Origin of the sequence: Nocardia sp. NPDC058114, assembly GCF_042884695.1 — a bacterium.
In the GTDB taxonomy this organism is placed as follows: Bacteria; Actinomycetota; Actinomycetes; order Mycobacteriales; family Mycobacteriaceae; genus Nocardia.
Genome location: NZ_JBHVTK010000007.1, coordinates 209,402 through 230,271 on the forward strand (window position 1 = coordinate 209,402; position 20,870 = coordinate 230,271).

The 20,870-nt window shown below is 68.6% G+C and carries 17 protein-coding genes, 1 tRNA gene and 1 pseudogene; 10 read left to right on the plus strand and 9 right to left on the minus strand.

Translation table 11 applies throughout. The features are described from left to right. Nucleotides 1-19 precede the first annotated feature (19 nt). A tRNA-Glu gene (locus ACFVVI_RS25345) sits at nt 20-92 on the minus strand. Nucleotides 93-268: 176 nt separating this feature from the next. Here ACFVVI_RS25345 and ACFVVI_RS25350 point away from each other — a divergent pair. Further along, nucleotides 269-1,222 (plus strand): DNA polymerase domain-containing protein, encoded by a 954-nt coding sequence (locus ACFVVI_RS25350; RefSeq protein WP_387447168.1) that lies wholly within the window; start codon nt 269-271, stop codon nt 1,220-1,222. Nucleotides 1,223-1,272: 50 nt separating this feature from the next. On the opposite strand, the gene ACFVVI_RS25355 is transcribed toward ACFVVI_RS25350, so the two are convergent. After that, complete coding sequence (locus ACFVVI_RS25355; protein WP_378633096.1) at nt 1,273-1,833, minus strand: heme-binding protein; 561 nt, start codon at nt 1,831-1,833, stop codon at nt 1,273-1,275. Between the two features lie 323 nt (nt 1,834-2,156). Between ACFVVI_RS25355 and ACFVVI_RS25360 the strand changes: the two genes are divergently transcribed. Together ACFVVI_RS25360 and ACFVVI_RS25365 are read left to right on the plus strand one after the other, a co-directional pair. Then, entirely contained in the window at nt 2,157-3,353 is a 1,197-nt protein-coding gene (locus ACFVVI_RS25360) for a sensor histidine kinase (RefSeq protein WP_387447169.1), read from the plus strand. Between the two features lie 93 nt (nt 3,354-3,446). Further along, nucleotides 3,447-4,079, plus strand: coding sequence for a response regulator (locus ACFVVI_RS25365; protein WP_378991457.1), 633 nt, complete (start codon nt 3,447-3,449; stop codon nt 4,077-4,079). A gap of 66 nt (nt 4,080-4,145) precedes the next feature. Here ACFVVI_RS25365 and ACFVVI_RS25370 read toward each other — a convergent pair whose 3' ends face one another. Next, on the minus strand, nt 4,146-4,640 hold the full coding sequence (locus ACFVVI_RS25370; RefSeq protein WP_379314650.1) for a DM13 domain-containing protein: 495 nt from the start codon (nt 4,638-4,640) through the stop codon (nt 4,146-4,148). A 397-nt stretch (nt 4,641-5,037) separates the two neighbouring features. Here ACFVVI_RS25370 and ACFVVI_RS25375 point away from each other — a divergent pair. Continuing rightward, a pseudogene (locus tag ACFVVI_RS25375) lies at nt 5,038-5,364 on the plus strand (transglycosylase family protein); the annotation flags it as partial. Between the two features lie 43 nt (nt 5,365-5,407). Here the strand turns inward: ACFVVI_RS25375 and ACFVVI_RS25380 are convergent. After that, nucleotides 5,408-6,682, minus strand: a complete 1,275-nt coding sequence (locus tag ACFVVI_RS25380; protein ID WP_387447170.1) for a PucR family transcriptional regulator — start codon at nt 6,680-6,682, stop codon at nt 5,408-5,410. A gap of 192 nt (nt 6,683-6,874) precedes the next feature. Here ACFVVI_RS25380 and ACFVVI_RS25385 point away from each other — a divergent pair, with 192 nt between their 5' ends. Together ACFVVI_RS25385 and ACFVVI_RS25390 are read left to right on the plus strand one after the other, a co-directional pair. After that, complete coding sequence (locus ACFVVI_RS25385; protein ID WP_378991461.1) at nt 6,875-8,023, plus strand: esterase/lipase family protein; 1,149 nt, start codon at nt 6,875-6,877, stop codon at nt 8,021-8,023. Continuing rightward, nucleotides 8,020-9,381: a lipase family protein gene (locus ACFVVI_RS25390; protein WP_387447171.1), complete on the plus strand. Its 1,362-nt coding sequence runs from the start codon at nt 8,020-8,022 to the stop codon at nt 9,379-9,381. The genes ACFVVI_RS25385 and ACFVVI_RS25390 overlap by 4 nt, the downstream gene beginning before the upstream one ends. A 535-nt stretch (nt 9,382-9,916) precedes the next feature. Here the strand turns inward: ACFVVI_RS25390 and ACFVVI_RS25395 are convergent. The 3 genes from ACFVVI_RS25395 to ACFVVI_RS25405 all read right to left on the minus strand — a co-directional run bounded on the left by ACFVVI_RS25395 (nt 9,917) and on the right by ACFVVI_RS25405 (nt 11,959). Continuing rightward, the gene (locus tag ACFVVI_RS25395) at nt 9,917-10,597 is read right to left on the minus strand and encodes a hypothetical protein (protein ID WP_387447172.1); all 681 of its coding nucleotides are present in this window, start codon (nt 10,595-10,597) and stop codon (nt 9,917-9,919) included. Continuing rightward, complete coding sequence (locus tag ACFVVI_RS25400; protein WP_387447173.1) at nt 10,597-11,247, minus strand: hypothetical protein; 651 nt, start codon at nt 11,245-11,247, stop codon at nt 10,597-10,599. Before ACFVVI_RS25400 ends, ACFVVI_RS25395 begins: the two co-directional genes overlap by 1 nt. Nucleotides 11,248-11,461: 214 nt before the next feature. Continuing rightward, a complete protein-coding gene (locus ACFVVI_RS25405) occupies nt 11,462-11,959 on the minus strand; it encodes a hypothetical protein (RefSeq protein WP_378991469.1) in 498 nt (165 codons plus the stop codon). A gap of 99 nt (nt 11,960-12,058) precedes the next feature. Here ACFVVI_RS25405 and ACFVVI_RS25410 point away from each other — a divergent pair, with 99 nt between their 5' ends. After that, nucleotides 12,059-15,418 carry a WD40 repeat domain-containing protein gene (locus ACFVVI_RS25410; protein ID WP_387447174.1) on the plus strand — a complete coding sequence of 1,120 codons (3,360 nt, stop codon included), beginning with the start codon at nt 12,059-12,061 and terminating at the stop codon, nt 15,416-15,418. Between the two features lie 510 nt (nt 15,419-15,928). Here the strand turns inward: ACFVVI_RS25410 and ACFVVI_RS25415 are convergent. Beyond that, nucleotides 15,929-16,897, minus strand: a complete 969-nt coding sequence (locus ACFVVI_RS25415) for a cation diffusion facilitator family transporter (protein ID WP_378991472.1) — start codon at nt 16,895-16,897, stop codon at nt 15,929-15,931. 215 nt (nt 16,898-17,112) lie between these two features. Between ACFVVI_RS25415 and ACFVVI_RS25420 the strand changes: the two genes are divergently transcribed. The 3 genes from ACFVVI_RS25420 to ACFVVI_RS25430 all read left to right on the plus strand — a co-directional run bounded on the left by ACFVVI_RS25420 (nt 17,113) and on the right by ACFVVI_RS25430 (nt 20,448). After that, on the plus strand, nt 17,113-18,207 hold the full coding sequence (locus ACFVVI_RS25420) for a sensor histidine kinase (protein ID WP_387447175.1): 1,095 nt from the start codon (nt 17,113-17,115) through the stop codon (nt 18,205-18,207). Beyond that, nucleotides 18,204-18,884 (plus strand): response regulator, encoded by a 681-nt coding sequence (locus ACFVVI_RS25425; RefSeq protein WP_378991474.1) that lies wholly within the window; start codon nt 18,204-18,206, stop codon nt 18,882-18,884. Before ACFVVI_RS25420 ends, ACFVVI_RS25425 begins: the two co-directional genes overlap by 4 nt. A gap of 76 nt (nt 18,885-18,960) precedes the next feature. Continuing rightward, nucleotides 18,961-20,448: a nitrilase-related carbon-nitrogen hydrolase gene (locus ACFVVI_RS25430; RefSeq protein WP_387447176.1), complete on the plus strand. Its 1,488-nt coding sequence runs from the start codon at nt 18,961-18,963 to the stop codon at nt 20,446-20,448. Nucleotides 20,449-20,457: 9 nt separating this feature from the next. Here ACFVVI_RS25430 and ACFVVI_RS25435 read toward each other — a convergent pair whose 3' ends face one another. Beyond that, a complete protein-coding gene (locus ACFVVI_RS25435; protein WP_378991476.1) occupies nt 20,458-20,793 on the minus strand; it encodes a hypothetical protein in 336 nt (111 codons plus the stop codon). Between the last annotated feature and the right edge of the window lie 77 nt (nt 20,794-20,870).

The following is a 20,870-nucleotide window of genomic DNA, read 5'->3' on the forward strand; positions in this document are numbered from 1 at the left end:
GACCGAGGAGTTCCCTCTGTAGCCCCGACGGGATTCGAACCCGCGCTACCGCCTTGAGAGGGCGGCGTCCTAGGCCGCTAGACGACGGGGCCAGAACTACAGCTCACCGGGGTGAGCCGCGCGGAACATACGATAGCCGACGACCTGGTGATCGACCAAAACGGGTGGTGACCGCAGATCGAGGCGCCCTGCGTTCGGCTGGGGCCGGGCGGCGGGTTTGTGTCCGTGACCGGTTGACCGCCCTCTGGCAGCGGGGCAAGGTGGGGCCATGACCAGCAAAGAGCTGCGCGGTGGGGTGGAGATGAGCAATCTCGATCAGCCGTTGTTCGACGGGGCCGAGGCGACCAAACGGGACCTGGTCGACTATCTCGAGTTCGTGGGGGAGCGGCTCGTTCGGGTGTTGCGGGGGCGGGCGCTGTCGGTGGTGCGGGTGCGGCCGGGGCAGGAGCCGTTCATGCAGAAGAACCTGCCGAAATACACTCCGGACTGGGTTCCGCGCGCGACGGTGTGGGCCGAGAGCTCGCATCGCGAGGTCACCTACGCGCTCGGCGACGACGTGCGCACGCTGCTGTGGTTCGGAAACCAGCGCGCGGTGGAATACCACCCGCTGCTGCTGCCGGTCGACCACAGCGCGGGACCGACGCACCTGGTGCTGGATCTGGATCCCTCACCGGGACAGACGTTTCGCGACGCGGCCGCGGGTGCGCAGCTGATCCGGGCCGCGCTGGCGGCCGACGGGCTCGCCGGTGCGGTGAAGACCAGCGGCGCCAAGGGACTCCACGTCTACGTGCCGATCGAGCCCGGCGTCGCGATCGAGGACGCCGCGGCGGCGACCCGGGCCGTCGCGGCCAGGGCCGAGCGCATCGACCCCACCGTCGGAACCACCGCGTTCATCCGCGAGGACCGCGCGGGCAAGGTCTTTCTCGACTCCACGCGAGCCGGTGGCGCAACGGTGATCGCGGCATACAGCCCGCGTATCCGTCCGGGTGTACCGGTGTCTTTTCCCGTGCGCTGGAACGACATCGACTCGGTGACCCCCGCCGACTTCACTCTGCGTACGGCGCGGGACCTGCTCGGTGACGCTGACCCGTGGGACACGGAAATGCCTGCGCCACAAGTACTTCCAGCCGACTTGATCGCCGAGGGCCACACCATTCCGATCGCCCGAGTCCAGGCGATGCACGAGGGCAAACGCCGGGCGCGCGCCCGGCGCACCGAATGAACACTGTCCCCCTGCCGAATTCGGCAGGGGGACAGTACTTCAGATCCTGATCAGCTCCCGAGCGAGGCGACGCCCGCCTGGGCGAACTTCTCGTCGAGGTCACCGCTCGGAGCGCCTGCCACGCCGATGCCCGCGATCGGGGCGTTGTTCGACTTCACCGGGGCGCCGCCACCGAGGAAGAGGGTGCCGTCGATGTCGGCCAGATGGGGAGCCGACTCGAGGCGCTTAGCCAGTTCGGTGGTGGGGGCGTTCCAGGAGACCGCGGTGAAGGCCTTCTGCTGGGCGGCGTCGTAGGACTGCGGGCCCGCGCCGTCGCCGCGCAGGGTGACGATGACATTGCCGTTGCGGTCGACAACCGCGACGCTCACCCGCTGGTTCTCCTTGGCGGCGGCGTCGAGGGCGGTCTGCGCGGCCTTGGTGGCGGCGGCGATCGACAGGTGAGTCGACTGGGCCAGGTTGGCGTCGGCGGCGTTGACGACGACGGGGGTGCGGGTGGCCGGGTCCTGATCCTGCGCCTGGACCGTCACGACACCGACCACACCGGCGGCGACGACACCGACGGTGGCGCCGGCGATGATGAGACGGTTGCGGGTGGTGGACTTGGCGGTCATGGCTGCTCCTGTGCGGATCTCGGCCGGCCGGCGGTCTGCCGTGGCCTGTTGATATCCATCCTGTTCGCTCGCGGGCCCGCGCGGATCGGCGTACCGGCTGCACTCCGGGGCCGGATCGGCCGACACCGGGGTCAACCGATCGGATGACCCACCGCGGGCGATCATCGGGAAGAATCAACAGTTCGCCCAGGCCGAGCTGTTTTCTCGGCCGCCTCGACCCGGACCGACCGGAGGGTGCGACGCCGAAGTGCTCGCGGGAGGCAAGATCGAGGTCGAGAGGCCGACAACCGCGGCGGCAGCCGCCGAGAACCCAGGTGGATGACATGGCTCAGTTGCTCGGCGCCCAGCGAGACGACACGCGCCTGCTCGCCGTCATCGTCCACAGTGCGTTCTATGTGCTGCTCGCCGCGTCGTTGATGCGGTGGCTGATCCGGCACAGCGAGACGCGGTCGACGCCGCTGATCGTCGTCCTCTCCGTGGTGCTCGCGGTGCTGTACGCGCTGAGCGAGCTGCGTCAGTCGGGTCGGCTGGTGTGGTTCGCGATGCTGGTGCTCACCTGGTCGGTGCTGGTGGTACTCGCGCCGAGTTTCGCCTGGTGCGCGGTGCCACTGGTGTACACGGGGCTGCGGATTCTGTCGGAGCGGGTCGCGGTGATTCTGGTCGTGGTACTCACCGCGCTGGTGGTGTCGAGTCAGGTGCGCATCGCCGGCTGGCTCGATCCGAATCTGGTGCTCGCCCCACCCGCGGTGGCGGCGGTGACCACGGCGCTGTTCGTCGGAATGCGCCGTCAGGCCGAACGGCAGGCCGCGCTGATCGACGACCTGGTGCGGACCAGACAGGAACTGGCGGCCACCGAACGCACGGCGGGCACCCTGGCCGAACGGCAACGACTGGCCATGGAAATCCACGACACCCTGGCCCAGGGACTGTCGAGTCAGCGCATGCTGCTCCAAGCCGCCGACCTGGTGTGGGACAGCGACCCGCAACTCGCGCACACGCATCTGCGCTCGGCCGCCGCCATCGCCGAACGTGACCTCACCGAGGCTCGCCGGTTCGTCCACGATCTGGCCCCGGCCGACCTCGCCGCGGGCGGATCCCTGCCCGCCGCGCTGGCCGCACTCGCCGAGCGAGAGACCACGGACACCCTGACCGTGCGCTGCCATATAGAAGGAGCGCCGGGCCCGTTGCCCCAGCGGGTCGAGGCCACCCTGCTGCGCATCGCCCAGGGCGCGCTGGCCAATGTGCGCGAACACGCGGCGGCCACCACCGCCACGATCACCCTGACCTGCCTCGACGACCAGATCGTGCTCGACGTTGCCGACGACGGACGCGGCTTCGACCCCGACGCGCAGGCCGACCCGCAACAACATCGCGGACACGGCCTGCCCGCGATTCGCGCGCGAGTGCGCCAACTCGGCGGCACCTGCACTATCGAATCCGCGGCCGGCGACGGCACGGTGCTCTCCGCCGCGATTCCGCTCGCGCCCGGGATCATCGACGACGCGATCGCCGGCCACTGAAGCGATCGCCGCCACGAACATCCGCTGACCGCGCCGGCGCCGGCCCGCGAAGGGATTCGCATCGTCGGGGAACGCGCGCACTAACATCGGCACGTGACCACCACCGTGCGCCTGTTGATCTGTGACGATCACGCGGTCGTCCGCGCCGGACTGCACGCACTGCTGTCGAGCGCGCCCGGTATCGAGGTTGTCGGTGAGGCTGCCGACGGACCGACCGCGGTCACGCTGGCCGCGAGCCTGCACCCCGACGTGGTGCTGATGGATCTGCAGCTCGGTAGTGACATGGACGGTGTCGAAGCGACCCGCCGGATCACCTCCCAGCCCGCCCCCACCCCGCACGTCCTGGTGCTGACCACCTACGACACCGACGCCGACATCACCCGCGCGATCGAGGCGGGCGCCACCGGATACCTGCTCAAGGCCGAGCGGCCGGAGGAACTGTTCGCCGCCATCCACGCCGCCGCCGGCGGGCAGACCGCCTTGTCGGCGCCGGTCGCCGCCAAGGTGATGGCCAAGATGCGCAATCCAGGACCCACGCTCACCGCGCGTGAGCGTGACATCCTCGGTCAGCTCGCCCACGGCCTCGGCAACCGCGAGATCGCCCGCGCACTGCACATCAGCGAGGCCACGGTGAAAACGCATCTGGGCCGCATCTACGACAAACTCGGGGTCGACACCCGTGCGGCGGCGGTCGCGGTGGCCACCGAGCGGCGCTTGCTCGCCTGAGGGATTCGAGTGCCCACTAGGCATGGCTGAAGGGTCGGGGCAGGCCCTGATCGGACAGGGCTGCGCCTACGCGGGCGCGAGCGTGGCGGCGCCGAAGGACACGTGGAAGCGCTCGCACCAGATACTGACCGACTTCACCGTGGCCAGATCCGTACCGGCGGGCAGTTCGTAGTTCTGGCTGCCCTCGTTTCCCTTCAGGGCGCCGAGGTCGATGCGGTCGCCGTCGTCGAAGTTGTGCCAGTCGTCGACGATCACCGGCTGGTCGGTGAGCCAGACGTGCAGGGCAGGCCCGTCGGAGGTCTTCAGGTCGACGATCCGGAGCACGACGGTGCCCTCCGACGTGCGCTGGAGCTGGGCGGTGCCGGAGGTGTCGTGCTCGTGGGAGACGAAGGTGCCCTCGGCGATCACCGGCGGTGGCGCGCCGTCCACCGCGACGATCGGTGCCTCGTCGACGGTGACCGTGGTGAACAGTCGCCACGGCTGGAACAGATAGAGACCTACGCCTACGGCCGCGACCACGCCGAGCGCGAGGACGGTGAACAGGGTCCGGCGAGTGCTCATGTGCGCCTCCTTTTCATTCATCATCCCCCGGCCGGGCGTGGGCAGACTGCCCGAATTGCCGGAAAAGAAACGTGATCGGGGTCTCTGATTCCTTATGAGCCCCGTCACATTACGACGCTATAACGACAGTGGTGTGATTACGGATTTATTACGGTCGACCAGGGGTGAACGGTGTTCGTTTGGACAATGCTCGCTACAAATGGCGTCGTGATCGGTACGTGATCTCAGGTCGCAAACCGGCTACATTCGATCACGGCTTGAACAACAACCCGAGCCGAATCGAATCGCAGAACGCCAGAAAGCCTGCCCCGTGATTCGAGGATCCCCGACATGACTGAGGGGCAGGGACGCGGTAGTTTTCATCACCGAGTCGGTGGGCGCAGGCAGGAAATACTTTATGTCTTTCAATCGCAAGTTCACCACCCGTGCCCTTGGTCTTGCCGCTGTTGCCGGCGCGATGATCGCCGTTCCGGCCGGTCTGACCACCGCAACCGCCTCGGCGAACAACTGGGACGCCGTGGCGCAGTGCGAGAGCACAGGCAACTGGAACATCAACACCGGTAACGGCTACTACGGCGGCCTGCAGTTCTCGCAGAGCACCTGGGAAGCCTACGGTGGCGCGGGCTCCGCCGACAACGCCAGCCGTGAAGAGCAGATCCGCGTGGCCGAGAACGTGCTGGCCGCGCAGGGTCCCGGCGCCTGGCCCGTGTGCAGCGCCTACCTGTAAAGAGCGCTGACAAGTAAGACTTTCCTTGTCGGGAAACGAATTACCCGCTATTCGATGCACACGTCGAATAGCGGGTTTTTTCGTTCTCCAGGGAATCGAGTCGATACACCGTGAGCGACGCGGCGAGCATACGTGAATCTTTCGGATCGGCCGGGTCGAGACCGGTGAGTTCGGCGATCCTGCGCAGGCGATAGGTAAAAGTATTCGGGTGCACGTGAATAAGTCGTGACGCAGTTTTGCGGTCGGCGCCGTGCACGAGATGCGCTTCCAGCGCATCGATCAGGTGCGGACTGCTCAAAAGCGGAATCACCCGATGCGCCAGGCGTTCTCGGGCCGGGCCGGGCCGGGTGAGCTGATATTCGAGCAGCAGATCGTCGAGCCGGTAGCAGCCGCCGGGCTTGCCGCGTAGTCGCGCCAGTTCGGTCAGTTCGGTCGCGTCCTTCGCCGCGGCGGGAATGGCGTCACGACTGACACCGGAGAATTCGGCCAGATACACCGGTACCCCGAACTGGGCCCGCAGGCGGTCGGCGAGTTCGTCGAACTTCGCCGCGTCGAGGATGTCGGTTTCGGAACTGTGACTCAGCAACGCGATGCCGTGAGCGCCGTCGAAGGTGGCCGGGGTGGTGGTGCCGGTGAGCTCGTCCAAAGCGCGCTGCAACACCCGGATCCGTCGCCTGGTCACCAGGTTGGCCGCGGTGCCAACGCGCGGTGGCTCGCTCAGATGGACCGCCAGCACCGTGTACTGATCGGCGAGGATCGTGTCGGCGCGGGCGGCGAGCTCCTCGGCGGGCAGGCCGCGCACCAGTGCCGAACACAGCTCCCGGCGCGCCTCGCGTTCGGCGTGATAGATCGACTGCTCGACCTCGGTGTAGGTTTCCACGACCGTCATGTTGATATGGCGCAGCAGATCGAGCAGGCGGTTGCCCACCCGCGCCATCTCCGCGGTCTCGGTGGGCAGAGCCAGCGACAGCGCCTCCGCGAACACCGACTGCGCCGAGCCGTGGATCGCGCCGATCAGCATCGGCAACGGCAACCGGTCCTCGGCGTGACGCTCGGCGACCGGGGCGACGAAGGCCGCGACCTCGGCGTAGGTGAACTCGCGGTCGGCGCCGATCGCCTCGAGCACGGCCCGCCCGCACGCGTAGATGGTCGGCAGCACTTCCGCGGTGAAGTGTCCGTCGGGCAATTCGGCGGGCGCGTTGGCGCCGAGACCGTCGGCGAGCATGCGTTCGGAGATCTGTGGCCACCGCGTCAGCAGCCGAGCGGTCAGCGCGGGCAGAGCGGGGAGTTCGGAAACGGGGTGTTCGGCGAGCATGACTCGATTGTGTCCGACGACAGCCCGGTAGTGGACCATCCGATCGAAAACGTACAGAACTTGGCTCCCGCGCCAATCCGGTCCAGAGTTTCTCGTTGCCCGGTGCAGTGACATCACTGTGTCCTGGGTCATAGATTCGCAGAGCGCGTCCGAGCCACCTGTTCGTCGACGCGGATCTACGGAAGTGAAACCATGATTGCAACGACGCATTCCCTTCGCCGCGCGCTGTGCGGAATCGGCATCGCCGCGGCGCTGACCGTGGCCGCAGGCCCGGCCGACGCGGCTCCCACCCTGGAGCCGACGATCGCCTCGCTGGCCGAATACGTGAACGCGGGCACGGTCGCCGCCGCCGACGGCCGCACACCCACCGCCATCGCCGACACCGGCAGCGCCTCGGGCAGCAGCTCGGGTTCGTCGGGCAGCCGCGCCTCCGACGCCGTCGGTGAGGGCCCCGAGATGTCGGCCTACCTGCCCGCCTTCGCCTACGGCCTGCTCCACCCCGACGCCGCGCCGCCCGGCGCCAACCGCTGGGACTGCAAGCCCTCGGCGCAGCACCCGCGCCCGGTGGTGCTGCTGCACGGCACCTGGCTCAACGCCTACGACACCTTCTCCTATCTCTCGCCCCGCCTCGCCGAGGCCGGGTACTGCGTGTTCGCGCTGAACTTCGGCAAATCCGGGCTGCTGGAGGCCGGCGGACTCGGCGCCGTGCTGCCGGGGCGCTACGGGGTGGGCCCGATGGCCGACTCCTCCCGTCAGGTGGCCGATTTCATCGAACGAGTCCGCGCGGCGACCGGGTCGGACCAGGTCGACATCGTCGGCCATTCCCAGGGCGGCACCATCGCCAATCACTACCTGAAGTTCGAGGGCGGCCAGGGCAAGGTCGGCAAGCTCGTCAGTTTCGGCGCCACCCACCACGGCACCTCGCTGCTCGGGATCGCCACCCTCGGCCGCATGATCAACAATGCCGGCATCGACATCATGGGCTTCTACCGGCCGATCATCGGTGCCGCCAATGTCGAACAGGCCGTCGGCTCGTCGTTCTACACCACCCTCAACGCCACCGGCGACACTGTGCCCGGCGTCGCCTACACCGTGGTCGGTTCCCGTTACGACGAGGTGATGAATCCCCTCGACCTCGCCTTCCTGCGGGCCGGGCCGGACGCGACTGTCGACAACATCGCCCTGCAGAACGGCTGCGAGCAGGACGTCTCCGACCACCTGACCATGATGTATTCCCCGCGCGCCGCCTCGATCGCGCTGCGTGCCCTCGATCCGGAAGGTAGTCCCACCTTGACCTGCACGTTCAACCCCTGGTTCTTCGGTGGCGGCGGCAGCCTATGACCGTCGACGCCCCGGCGCCGACCAGCCGCGCCGCGCCGCTGCTCCCGCCCGCCGACCCGTTCTACGACGCTCCATCCGGTTTCGACGCGCTCGCGCCGGGGACGGTGGTGCGGTCGCGGCCGGTGGACGTCGCGCTGTTCGGGGTGATCCGGCAGCGGATCACGGCCTGGCAATTGCTGTACCGCACCTGCGATCTCGACGGTGCGCCGGAAGTGTCGGTGACGACAGTGCTGCTGCCGTGGGGCGCTGCCGCGCGTCCACGGCCGCTGGTGTCGTTCCAGTGCGCGATCGATGCTGTGGCCCCGCAGTGCTTTCCGTCGTACGCGTTGCGGAGCGGCGCATGGACGATCGGTTCGATCGCGCCGCTCGAGCTGCCGATCATCGCGATGGCCCTGGAGCAGGGCTGGGCGGTATCGGTACCCGATCACGAAGGGGCGGGTGGCCGGTTCGGAGCGGCACGTGAACCCGGATACCGTGCGCTGGACGGGATTCGGGCCGCGCTCGGCTTCGCCCCGATGGCGTTGACGCCCACCACGGCGGTTGCCCTGTGGGGCTATTCGGGTGGCGGGTTGGCGACGGCGTGGGCCGCCGAACTGGCCGCCGAGTACGCGCCGGAGCTGAATATCGTCGGTGCGGCGGCGGGATCACCGGTGGGTGACCCGGCCGCCGCGTTCGTGCGGCTCAACGGCGGATGGTTCGCCGGGTTCCCGGCGGCGTTCGTCGCGGGATTGCGGCAGGCCTATCCCGAGCTCGATCCGGTGCTCAGCGATCACCTCGACGCGCGATATCGCGGTCTGCTCGGTGAGGCCGAGGAGCGCAGCACCTTCGCGCTGCTGCTGCGGTTCGCCCGTCGTGATGTGACCCGGCATCTGCGCGGCGGCATGGGGGAGTTGCTCGCCGAGCCCGTCCTGCGCCGCATCCTCGCCGACATCGAACCCGGCACTCGCGCGCCCGCCGCACCCCTGCTCATCGTCCAGGGGGTGAACGACGAGGTGATCGCCGTCGCCGATATCGACGCCCACGTGCGCCGGTACGAGCAGGCCGGGGCGACCGTGCGCTACCTGCGCGTGCGCCGCGGTTCGCACCTGCCACTCGAATTCCTCATCGTCCCGGCGATTCTCGACTGGCTCACCGACAGATTCGCTGGAATTCCCGCACCGACCGGCACGTGCACCGTTGCCTCCGTCGCCCGTTCACCGCGGGCCCTGCGTACGCACTTCGCGTTCGTGCGGCTGGCGCTGCGCATGCTGGCAGGTAGGCCGATCGGTGGGGTATCACCGGAACGAACCAGCCTGCGTCACAGCGATGCCGAACATCCGGACGTGGTCGGTGATGCCTCGATCGCGGTCGAATGCTGAGTCGGTGTACTCCGTGAGACGCGTGCTCGATTGTGGTGGTGTGTCAGCAGCGGCCGCCGTGAGCTGAGCCTCGCCACGCAGCGGCCGGAGCGCGACGAACTCCGCGGTGTCGCGCCGTCTTCGGCTGTCGGTGTCTCGTTGTCGCCGCGCCGCCTCGAGATCGGCCGACGCGGCGAGCTGCCGCGCCGTGTCGTTCCTCGAAGGTGTCATCCCCGTGTTCCTCACTACCGGCACCGGCACCGGCCGTCGGAACAGAGATGCGCCATGCCCCGGCGGCGGTTCGCGGCGAACCGTTTGCCCCTCGCACGGCATCAGTGTCGGTGAGGGGTTTCACCGACGTCGACGCCACCACTGCGGCGACGTCGGTGAAGTACTACTGCCCTGGGAGTGAGGCTGCGCCGCCGCTGCCGAGTGGAGCCGCAGGGGGGTTCCACCCGGTCCGTCGGCGCGCCCTCCCTGGGCGTATCCGAACCCGGTTGCCGGACGAACATCTCCGGCAGCCGGGTTCCGTGCCTTGCCCGACAATCCGCGACGATCAGCTCAACCCGGCGATGATCGCCGCCCGTACCGGATCACCGGCGGGTAGGCCCTTGGCCACCCGCCGCCAAGCGTTGCGCCCGGCCGTCAGCGAGCAGCGCACCGCATCGGTCACCGCCGATACGTGCGTGCTGTCGAGCGCCGTACCCGGCAACAGCGAGATCTCGAGATCCTCGGACATGGTGAGCGCCCTGGTGACGGCCTGCCCGGTGAGCGTGCCGTCGTCACCGGCGTAGAGGACGACGAGCAGTTCGGTGCGGTCGCCGCCGAGGCGTACCGAGATCCGCACGATGTCGCCCGCCGCGGCCCGAGCGCCGAACGAGTGCACCGAGATTCGCGTCTGCTCCGCGCCCGCGGGCGAGCGGGTGAATTCGATCCCCAACTCCCGGTCGCGCTGCTTCTGCACCGTGCGAGTCGTTGTCTGCTCGCTGTCCGACGACGCGGCGAGCGGCTGCACGGACCAGCCGGGCACCGTCATCGCGGCCCGGCGCGCACCGAGGTCGCCGAGCGCGGCTGAGCTGCCCGACACCGCGCCTGCGCGCAACAGTCGCTCGGCGATCCGCGCCCCCGCGGCGGCGGACTCCGCGTCGGCGTCCGGGCTGTCGGACGCGGCGAAGGCGATCAGCATGTCGATGTCGACAGGCAGACTCAACCGGTCCGCGTCATGATCCGGCGCCATTACGCTGTCTCCTCGTTGTCCCGGGCGTCGAGCTGCGCGCGCACGGCCTCGCGCAGCAACTTGGCGCCTGCCGCGCGCAATCGCTTGACCTTCTCCTGGCTGAACCGCAGGTCTGCGGCCACCTCGCCGGTGGTCTGCACATCGGTATAGCTGCCGTCCGCGGCGATCACGAAGGTCGCGCGGAGCACGGCGGCGGTCTCCGCGTGCGTGATCGAGGCCAGTGCGTCCCGCAGGACAGCGCGGTCGGCGAGCCGGTTCTCGGCGTCGCCGCACCGGTGATCCTCGAGTATCAGGACCGCCGACTCGTAGTCGACTCGCTGGCCGGGGTGACGTTTCTCGGCGGTGCGACTGCGGCGGTCCTGGAGCACCTGCCACTGCAGCTTCTTGAGCACCAGCGCTTTCCAGTGCCGGATCCGCTCGGTGGGCAGCGTCGCGGTGAGTTCGACCATGGTGTTCTGGGCGACGTCTTCGAAGTCGCTGCGCATGTCCGGGTCGAGCCGATCCAGGACGTAGCGCGCTTTGGTTGCCGCATAGGTCGACATGGTGACCAGATCGGCGCCGAAGATGTGATCGACCACCGCCGGGCGCAGGCGTTCGGGGACCTCGCTCCAGGATGCGCCGAGCCATTCGTCCAAGGGCTCAGTGCTCACCCGGCACCCCCGCTCGGCCGACGACGCGCACACCACGGCTCGGTTTCTCGACGCTGCCCGCGCCGTAGGCCGGGCCGAGGGCAGACAGTGGCGCGCGGTACCGGGTCGAGCATGTCGCATCGCGGAGCCTCCTGTCGGGTCGATCGGCTCCTACACAGATGCGGTTGCGGCCCGGAGCGGTTCGCTCAGTCGGCATCGACGGTGTCCACGCGGATCAGGTCGGGCACGCCGGGGAGGCGACCATGAACGAGAACGCGATCTGGCAGTACCAGGCCTTTTCGACCTTCCACTTCCCGTCCTCGACGATGAAGTTCACGATGAGCGGCTGCGGCGGGCTGTTGTTGATGGAAGCCGTGCCGTCGGCGATCATGCCGGGCGGTGCGGTGCGCGTACCCGTGATGGTGAGCGCGATGGTGGCGCCGCCCTGGCGGGGCGCGTCGGCGACCCGGTTCGGCAGCTCGGGGTCGCTCCCGATGCCCTGGATCAGCTCGAGTTTCTCGGCGTTGGACACGGTGGTGTCGAGCAACCGTCGCATCAGTTGCTCGACCTCGTCGGCGCTGGGCAGCGGCGGCGGTGCGGAAATCTCCTGCGCTACCACGGCTGTCGGCTTCGCGCTGGTGTCCGCGTCGTCGGCGCAGCTCGCCGATACCGGGATCGTGACGAGCAGGGCCGCGGCGGTCAGGGTGCGTCCGGCGATGTGTCGTCTCGACAACGTGGTCCCCTGGGTCGATCGGTGGTGTGCTGGAATTCCATCGTATCGGGGCATTCTCGGCAGGGTCGCCGGTGCTGCCCGGAGGGAGATGGGGGAGACATGGCAGGCGAATCGACCGATCAGCCGACGGACGCGCTGTTGTCCGATGACGCGGTGCTGATCGAGCTGACCGGTGCGTCGCAACGCTGGCTTGCGCTGTGCCGTGCTGCTGTTGCGACCGGGCCGGATGCCGCGCGCCGATTGCTGGACCACCGGCGGGAGACGGGCGTGCTGGCGAGGCAGTCGCTGGCCCGCTGGAAGGATCTCGCCGCGGACGATCTGCTCGAGGAAGAAGCCGAAGATCCCGACGCGCAGGACCGCCGGATCACCGCGGATCTGTCCGCCGCACGCGCGATGGCGGTGCTGGCGCGGGCATTGACCGGTTCGATCGACACCGACGACGCGTGTGCGGCCTTTCTCGATCACGCCGAACGTGCCGGTCTGACCTCGGTGGGTACCCAGTTGCTGCCCGCGGGCATTCCGATCACCAGTGCGAATGCTCCGCTCGGTGAGATCGTGCGCCATCTCCTCGGCCAGGGCGCTCGCGCGGCGCGCGGGTACGCCATCATGGCCGCGCTGGAGTTGTCCGGACATACCCTCCCGGTCGTGCGCAGCAGCCGGATCAGCGTGCTGTTCGCCAGCTTCGGCGGTGGTGGCGAGGTGGGCGTGCTGCGCCTCGACCAGGTCCGGGGCGGACCGAGCGGCCTGCACCCCGACCCGGCGCGGATGGGCTTCCTCCAGGCCGATCGCGCCTTCACCGACAGCCTCGAAAAGGCTTGGCGCATCAGCAGATTGGCCGGCACCGACGCCTGTGTGCGATGGTCGGTCTCGACGCACGGCAGCGCTCCGGCCAACGACATCAACGGCGCGTCGATGGGCGCGGCGTTCGCGGTCGCCCTCGACGATCTCGCACCGCGGCACGCCCTGCTGCGAAAGCTGCGGCCCCGTCGACTCGACCCCGAGTGCGCGGTCACCGCGGGCCTGTCCGGGTCGAATCTGACGGCAGTCGGTGGCTATGCGGGCAAACTGACTGCCGCGCAACGCTCGTCGCTGCGCGTGGTGGTCGCGTCGGAGGCATTGCGGGAAGCCGCCGACGAGGCGCCACAGAATTACGCCGACCGGATCTCGGCCGCCCGCACGGTGGCCGAAGCGATCGCCCGGACCCGCACACGGGCCAACCTCGCGCTGTGGATCGTTTCCGTCGCGGCCGGGCTGGCCGTGTTGCTGGCGGTGGGGTCGGTGACCAAGGTGGTCCAGCTGCGCATCGAGAACGCGGCCGCCCGCGCGGAATCGAATTCGCGCCTGTTCGCCGGCGTCGCCCGGGGTGGCGGCAATCTCAATCCCGCGCTGTCCCAGCAGATCGCCCTTGCCGCCTATCGCACCGCTGAGACCGAGGAGGCGCGGTCCGCTCTGTTGGAGAACACCGCCACGAACGCGCCGATCCGGATCAGTCCCGGTGTCGTGCTCGGTCGCGGGGTGGTCTTCGATCCCGACGCACCACGCATCGCGACCACCGCGCAGGGTGACGTGATCGCGATCGGCGAGGGTGACGGCTCCGTGGAATTGGTGCGGGTGAGTGAGTCCGGCGTCGATCGGTGGCCACGGTTCGACACCGGGAGCGGGCACATCCGGGGTCTCGCGATGAGCGCCGACCACGAGTGGTTGGTGGTCGCGGGCGATCTGCGATCGGCGTTGTGGAACATCGCCGACCACGATGCACCGCGCCTGGTGACCGAGCTCCCGCTCGGCGGCCGGTTGCCTTCGTCGGCAGCGCTCAGTCCCGACCTCGGGTTCGTCGCCATCGGCACCCACAGCGCGACGATTGCGAGCTGGCGCCTCGGCGACGATCCCGCGCACCCGGTCGCCCTGCCGACGATGTCCGGTTCGGGGCAGCGTGCGGAGGTCGCCCTGAGTGATTGCACGCTCGTCGCGGCGGTGCCGTCGTTGTTCGGCGGCATCTGGACCACCACGGTGCGAGCCTGGAACATCGAGACCCTCGACCGGGAGCAGACACCGGCGTTCGACCGCCGCCTCGAACGGCCCGGCGGCGCGGAGGCGAGGTCGGTCGAGTTCAACGGCGACGGCACCGTGCTGGCCGTCGGTCTCAATCCGGGCGAGGTCGCGCGCTGGCGAGTAGGCGCGGGCGGCTTCGACCCGATGCCCACCGTGCCGCGGGGCGCCAACGAATACCTCGACGTATCACCGACCGGGGACGGTCGATCCGCCGTGATCGTCGGCGGCGACACCCGGGCGCGCATTCGCGATCTGGACACCGGCGAGGAGCTGGTCACCTTCCCGATCGACATGGTCGCGCGGGCTCGCTTCCTGCGCGGTGGAAGGTCGCTGGTGACAACGAGTTTCGACCATGCCGTGCATGTGTTCGAGCTGCCGGGCCCGGTCGTGTCGACCAGCTCGCTGACGCTGTTCCGGTTTCCACCCGACCAGCCTGCCCTCCCGCAGGATCTGTTCCCCCGTTTACGAAGTCTGGCCAGAACGCCCTACGCCACCGATCGAGCGCTGCTCGACGGCGACCCCGCCGGCCTGATCGACGTCGTCGCGATCGCCCCGAACGCGGCCAGGGCGGTGACCAGAACCGAATTCACGATCCAGGTATGGGACATCACCGACCCGGTGACTCCGCGTCGTGTCGGCGCGCCACTCAGCGCGGCAGGCGTCGACATCCGCGCCGTCACGTTCAGTCCCGACGGTGCCTTGGCCATCGGCCGCAGCATGACCCAGACCGTCGATCTCTTCGACGTCACCGGCGAGCCCCGACTGCGGTCGAGTATCCGATTCGGCCGTGGCTACCCGACCTCGCTCGCGTTCAGCCCGGACGGCGGCCTGCTCGCCGTGGGCAGCCACCGCACCGGCAATGTCAGCGTCTTCTCGACCACCTCCACCGCGCAGCCGATCGCCGAACTGTCCGATCTGCGAACCCCGGGGCAGACCATCGCGCTGGCCCTGAGTTCGCGCAACACACTCGCGGTCGGCACTCTCACCGGCGCCTTCGTCTACCAGCTCGGCACGCCGGGTACCCCGCCGCGTGCCCTTGCCGCCCCCGCGGGCGCCAACGGCTCGGCAGGTTCGGTGGCGTTCGATCCGGACGGAACCCTGCTCGCCATCGACGACATCGTCAGCGGCACCATCCTGCTCTGGGACTACTCCGACCCGGCGCACCCCACCGCCTACGCCACCATCGCCCGGGGGCTGCGCCACCGGCAACCCACCATGCTGGCCTTCGCCGCGGACGGTGCTGTCCTCACCGAGTCCGCGGTCGACGGCACCCTGCGTCAATGGCGCACCGACGCCGCCGCCGAAGCCGATCGGATCTGCGCCAGCGGCACCACCCCGATCACCCGCGAGGAATGGGTGGTCGCCCTCCCCGGCCACGCCTATGTGAACACCTGCCCGGCGCGCTGACCGATACGCCCTGACCGGAATATCCGCATTTGTGTGTGACGGTGTGTAGCGGTGCCCCTATTTCTCGGGGCAACGGAAATGTGGCCTTATCGGATGTCGCACTATGAATCTCATAGAGTTCTCAGAATTATTTAAGGAACAGTGGGTATCGCGCGAAAATGCCAGGTAGAGCTGGTGTTGTGGCCGTACTGTTACCAGTGTCACTAAATCGGAAATTCCGTAACCCGTCGCGTTTGAGCGTCGATATGCCATTCGTAAGCCAGCTCCGGCTGGGCCTATGCGAGAAACAGAGGAATTACTATGATCCCCGTTATCATCGACACCGGTAGCGCTGCCCTGGGCGGCCTCTTCGACACCCTCGGCGCCGCACTCCACGGGCTGGTCGACACCCTGTGGACCGGTTCCTTCGGCGGCTGAATCAGCCCCATAGGTCGATGAAACGACCTGGTCCTCGCTAGCGCGTGACCGACGAGAAGGCCTCGCACCCGACGGGTGTGGGGCCTTCCCTCGTCAGTGGGTGTGGGGGGCTTGTTCGGGCACGTGCTTGGGGCCGTGCGAGTCGGCGCACGGGTGGGAGTCGCGGTTGCCGATGTCGAGCAGTTTCGGGCTGGCGTGGTCGACCTGCAGGGTGACGTGCTCGATGTGGTGGTCGTGGTCGAGCATGTGCGCGATGTCCTCGCGGACCGCATGGCAATCATGGCCGGGCCGCACGAGAACGTGGGCCGACAGTGCGGGAGAGCCGGAGGTGATTTCCCAGATGTGCAGGTCGTGGACTTCGGTGACGCCGTCGCGCGCGGCCATGTCGCGACCGATCTGCGCCGGGTCGAGATGTTCGGGCGCGGCCTCGAGGAAGATCCGGCTCGACGCCTTGATCAGCCCGATGCCGGCCTTGATCATCAACGCCACCACGATCAGCGTCGCGACGACGTCGGCCTGGACCCAGCCGGTGAGGATGATGATCAGACCGGCGACGGCGGTGGCGATGAACGCGAACAGGTCGTTGAGGATGTGCTGGTAGGCGCCCTCGACATTGAGACTGGTGCGATCGGCGCGGCTGATCATCCAGGTCGCGAGCACGTTCACGGCGACGCCGACCAGTGCGGTGATCAACACCAGCCAACCGTGTACCTCCGGCGGCTCGAACAGCCGGCGAATCGCCTCGTAGCCGAGCCACAGTGCCAGCAGCAGCAGCGTCAGCCCGTTGGCCTGGGCCGACAGGATCTCGGCCCGCTTCCAGCCGAACGTCATCCGACCGGTCGCCGGTCGCGCCGCGAGCCGGATCGCCCACAGCGCCAGCGCGATCGAGGCGGCGTCGGTGGTCATGTGTGCCGCGTCGGAGAGCAGTGCCAGCGAATCGGCGATGATGCCGACGATCACTTCGCCGATCAGGAAGGTGACGATCACCGCCAGCGCGCCGGCCAGCCAGCGTCGATCGCTGTCGGCCGATACCCCGTGGTCGTGCCCGTGCCCTGCGCCCATCGCGTTCCCCTTCTCCTGCGGTCCGATCGGTCGCAATCATATGCACACATCGCTATGTGTGCAATTCGTTCTTGGTCGAGCGTGATCGTCGCTGGTCATCGGATGTTGCCGCGTCGAATTCCACCCTATGCCTGAGCGTACGGTCGTGGTGCCGCCCATCGAATCACTCTCGAGAGTGAGGTGCGGTGGACTGTTTCCGGACAGACTGGGACGTCGTGGGAGTACCTCGGGAACATCCGTCGCCGCTGGACGCACTGATCGCCGCCGTCGTCACGGCCGCGAGCGTCGTGCCCGCGCTCGTCGTCGGTGCGTCGTGGTGGGTCGTCGGGTTGTCGGTCCTCGCATCGGCACCGGTGTTGTGGCGGCGCCGGGCTCCGGTGGGTGTGTTGTGTGTGGTCGGCCCGGCGATCACGGCGCTCGGCTGTGTACACGCGTTGCCGGTGCTGCCGTTCGGCACGGTCGTCTGTGTGTACACGATCGCGGCGCACTGTTCGGCACGGCAGCGCCGGCTGACCTTCGTACTGGTCGCGGTGGGAATTCTGGTGTCGCTGCTGGTGCCACGCGAGCCCGCTGATTCGTACGCCTATGCCGCGATGTCGTTCATGACGGCATGGGCGCTCGGGTCGGGCGTGCGCGCGAAGCAGGCGCAGATCGACGCGCTCGCCGAACGGACACGACGTCTCGACGACGAACGCGAGGCCGCGGTGGTCCGCGAGCGGTTGCGGATCGCGCGGGATATGCACGACGGGCTGGCCCACACGGTCGGCGCGATGATCGTGCGCGCCGAAACCGGTCCGCTGCTGGATCGGGCGGATGCCGACGTGGCCTTCGCGGCGATCGCCGACGGTGGGCGTGATGCCCTGCGGGAACTGCGCCACAGTATCGGTGTGCTCCGCGAGGACGATCCGCCGCATCAACCGGGCGTAGCGGCTATCGCTGATCTGGTCGCCCTCGCCGAACACGGGGGTCTGGCCGCGCGTTTCACCGAGCACGGAACCCGCGTGCCGATCTCACCGCAAGCCGATGCCGCCGCGTATCGAATCGTGCAGGAGGCGCTGACCAATACGGGCAAGCACGCGAAGGCGACGCGGGTCGAGGTGGCGCTGAGCTGGTCATCGGGTCGGCTGGGGGTGCGGATCGCCGATGACGGCACCGCCGTGGAGCATGCGCGGGCGGACGCAGGCCAGACGGGCTTCGGTTTGGTCGGGATGGCCGAACGGGTCCAGGCGTGCGGTGGCTCGCTGCGGGCGGAGCCGACGTGTGCCGGGTTCGTGGTGTCGGCCGATCTGCCACTGGCACAGAGGAGTTGACCGTGCGGGTGCTCGTTGTCGACGACCAGGAATTGTTCCGTGCCGGGTTCCGCCTCATCCTGGAGTCCGAACCCGACATCGAGGTGGTGGGGGAGGCTTGCGATGGCGTGGAAGCGGTGACGGCAGCCCGGCGGCTCACCCCCGATGTGGTGGTGATGGACGTGCGGATGCCCCGGCTGGACGGGGTGGCGGCCACTGCTCGGATCTGCGCCGAGACGGCGGCAAAAGTGCTGGTGCTCACCATGTTCGATGTCGACGAGTACGTCTATGCCGCCTTGCGGGCGGGTGCGAGCGGGTTCCTGCTCAAAGACGCCCGCAGGGCCGAATTGATCGGTGGCGTCAGAGTTGTCGCCGCTGGTGACGCCCTGCTGGCTCCCTCGGTGACGCGGCGGCTGATCGCCGAGGTCGCCGGACGCGCGCGGGCCCACCCGGAAGCGTCCGCGCAGCTGGCAATGCTGACCCCGCGGGAACGCGACATTCTGCGTGAACTCGCCGCCGGCCGATCGAACACCGAACTCGCGGCGCGGCTGGTCGTCACCGAACACACCGTGAAAACTCATGTCAGCTCCGTTCTTTCGAAGCTGGGGCTGCGCGATCGGGCGCAGGCGGTGGTCTTCGCCTACGAATCCGGAATGGTGGCGCCGGGGGACAATCAATTGCCGGGTGGTGTGAGGTGATCTCACTCGCGAGAGGGAGACGAGTCCGCTCGCACGGGCGATGTGCGGGGCCCCGCTCCGCCGTGACGATTGTCGAGTGACATCTACTGAAGAGGCTGTACGCGAAGAGTTCTCCGGGCGAACCGGCCGACGATCGCCCGGTCGGGAGCTGACGACTTGGTCGGCCGCCACCGTGAGTTCGGCGGTGCTGTGGAGTATCGGCACCGGCCTGCACCCGGTGCCCGGAGTCGCCCTCCTCGCCCCGCTCCCGGTGCTGTGGCTGGCGCCGCGGCGCTCAGCCGCGGCGGCGTACGCCGCCGCGGTGCTGTCCTGGCTCGGCGGCAACGCCGAGTACTGGTCCTATTTCACCGACACTCTGGAACAACCCAGGGTGACTGCCGTCGCCTTGCTGGTCGGCAGCGCACTCACCTTCGGAGCGTGTGTGCTGCTCTTCCGAAAGCTGTTGATACAGCACAGGTTCGGGTGGGCCGTGCTCGCACTACCCGCCGCATGGACTGCCGTCGAGCTCCTGTTCGGTCTGGTCGGTGGGATCGGCGCGTGGTGGAGCATCGGCTACTCCCAGGCCGAGGTCGACCCCATCGTGGGTGTCGCTTCGCTCACCGGGGTGTGGGGGATCAGCTTCCTCGTGCTCGCGGTGCCCGGTGCCGTTGGCACGATGACGGCACCCGGCATCCGAACGCCCCGCCTGCTGAGGACAGCGGTCGTGACGGCCGTGGCCGTAACCTTCGCCATCGGCACGGGTCTGTGGTGTTCCGCGGCGGCGAGCGGTGGTCCGGTAACGCGGGTGGGGCTGGTGGCTCTCGCGCAGCCGCCGATGTATGTTCCTGTCGCATCGCCCGACGGTGCGCGGATGATCGCCGAGGCCATCACCGCCGTCGACGAACTCGCCGATGAGGGCGCCGAAGTCATCGTGTTCTCCGAGAAGGCATGGCATGCACGACGATCCGAACTCTTCCTGTTGCGCGACCCGCTCACCGCCGTAGCCGCTCGTCGTGGCATCCACGTGGTCGTCGGCCTGGAACTCGAGCAACCGGGCGGCACCGTCAACGCCGCCATCGCCTATCCGGGCGAAACCATCTATGCCAAGCGCTATCTCGTCCCCGGGCTCGAGTCCGGCCTGCAACGCGGTGCGACCCCGGTCCAGATCCCCGGCCGCCCGTGGGCGCTCGCGATCTGCGCCGACCTCGACCACCCGGCCCTCGTTCGCCAGAACCGCGCCGACGGGGCGACGCTCCTGCTCGCTCCTGCGCTGGACTTCAGCGTCGATCACTGGTTACACAGCCGGATGGCGGCGGTACGGGCCGTCGAATCTGGCATCGCCATCGCCCGCCCCGCCCAACTCGGCGAGCTGACCGCCGTCGACGCACAGGGCGCCGTTCGAGCCTCGGTCCGCACCGGCATCACCGAAACCCACACGGTGCTGGCCGACATCCGCACCGCCGGCGATCACACTCCCTACGTCCGCTGGGGCGACTGGTTCGGCGCACTCTCGATCGCACTGGCTGTGGCTTGCGGACTCGCCGCCCTGCGTCGCCCTGGCCACTCGACCGAGGAGACCTCGTGAACTACTCGATCAGTCCTGATCGGGCCAGGAATCGGCGACGACCAACTGTCCCGCCGCCAAGAGCAGCGCGTAGTGCGCGGCGATCACGCCGGTCGGATAGGTCGGCCAGAACGACACCGCCCCGGTCGCCTTGTCGATCACGTACACCGAGCCGCCGATCGGGATCGGCCGATCCGGTGGCGCGTGCAACGGCTGCACCGCGAAAACCGCGAAGCCGTCGGCGAATTCGACGATCTGCCGATCGTGACCCGGCAGGTCGGCTGGTAGGTGTTCGGCCGCCACTCGGGTGGCCTCCGCCCGGTCGACCGGCGTCTGCGCGTCGGTCGGATATGCATGGATGTCCACTTGTTCGCTCCTCGCGGGCGATTGTCGTCGCCCCGGTCCGATCGTGCTGGACTTCGCTCGAATGCGCGAACCCGCAA

Excerpts from the sequence above, each read along its gene's own strand:
- ACFVVI_RS25350 (WP_387447168.1), top strand. The coding sequence starts at position 269 with ATGACCAGCAAAGAGCTGCGCGGTGGGGTGGAGATGAGCAATCTCGAT.
- ACFVVI_RS25355 (WP_378633096.1), bottom strand. The coding sequence starts at position 1,833 with ATGACCGCCAAGTCCACCACCCGCAACCGTCTCATCATCGCCGGCGCC.
- ACFVVI_RS25360 (WP_387447169.1), top strand. The coding sequence starts at position 2,157 with ATGGCTCAGTTGCTCGGCGCCCAGCGAGACGACACGCGCCTGCTCGCC.
- ACFVVI_RS25370 (WP_379314650.1), bottom strand. The coding sequence starts at position 4,640 with ATGAGCACTCGCCGGACCCTGTTCACCGTCCTCGCGCTCGGCGTGGTC.
- ACFVVI_RS25380 (WP_387447170.1), bottom strand. The coding sequence starts at position 6,682 with ATGCTCGCCGAACACCCCGTTTCCGAACTCCCCGCTCTGCCCGCGCTG.
- ACFVVI_RS25385 (WP_378991461.1), top strand. The coding sequence starts at position 6,875 with ATGATTGCAACGACGCATTCCCTTCGCCGCGCGCTGTGCGGAATCGGC.
- ACFVVI_RS25390 (WP_387447171.1), top strand. The coding sequence starts at position 8,020 with ATGACCGTCGACGCCCCGGCGCCGACCAGCCGCGCCGCGCCGCTGCTC.
- ACFVVI_RS25395 (WP_387447172.1), bottom strand. The coding sequence starts at position 10,597 with ATGGCGCCGGATCATGACGCGGACCGGTTGAGTCTGCCTGTCGACATC.
- ACFVVI_RS25410 (WP_387447174.1), top strand. The coding sequence starts at position 12,059 with ATGGCAGGCGAATCGACCGATCAGCCGACGGACGCGCTGTTGTCCGAT.
- ACFVVI_RS25415 (WP_378991472.1), bottom strand. The coding sequence starts at position 16,897 with ATGGGCGCAGGGCACGGGCACGACCACGGGGTATCGGCCGACAGCGAT.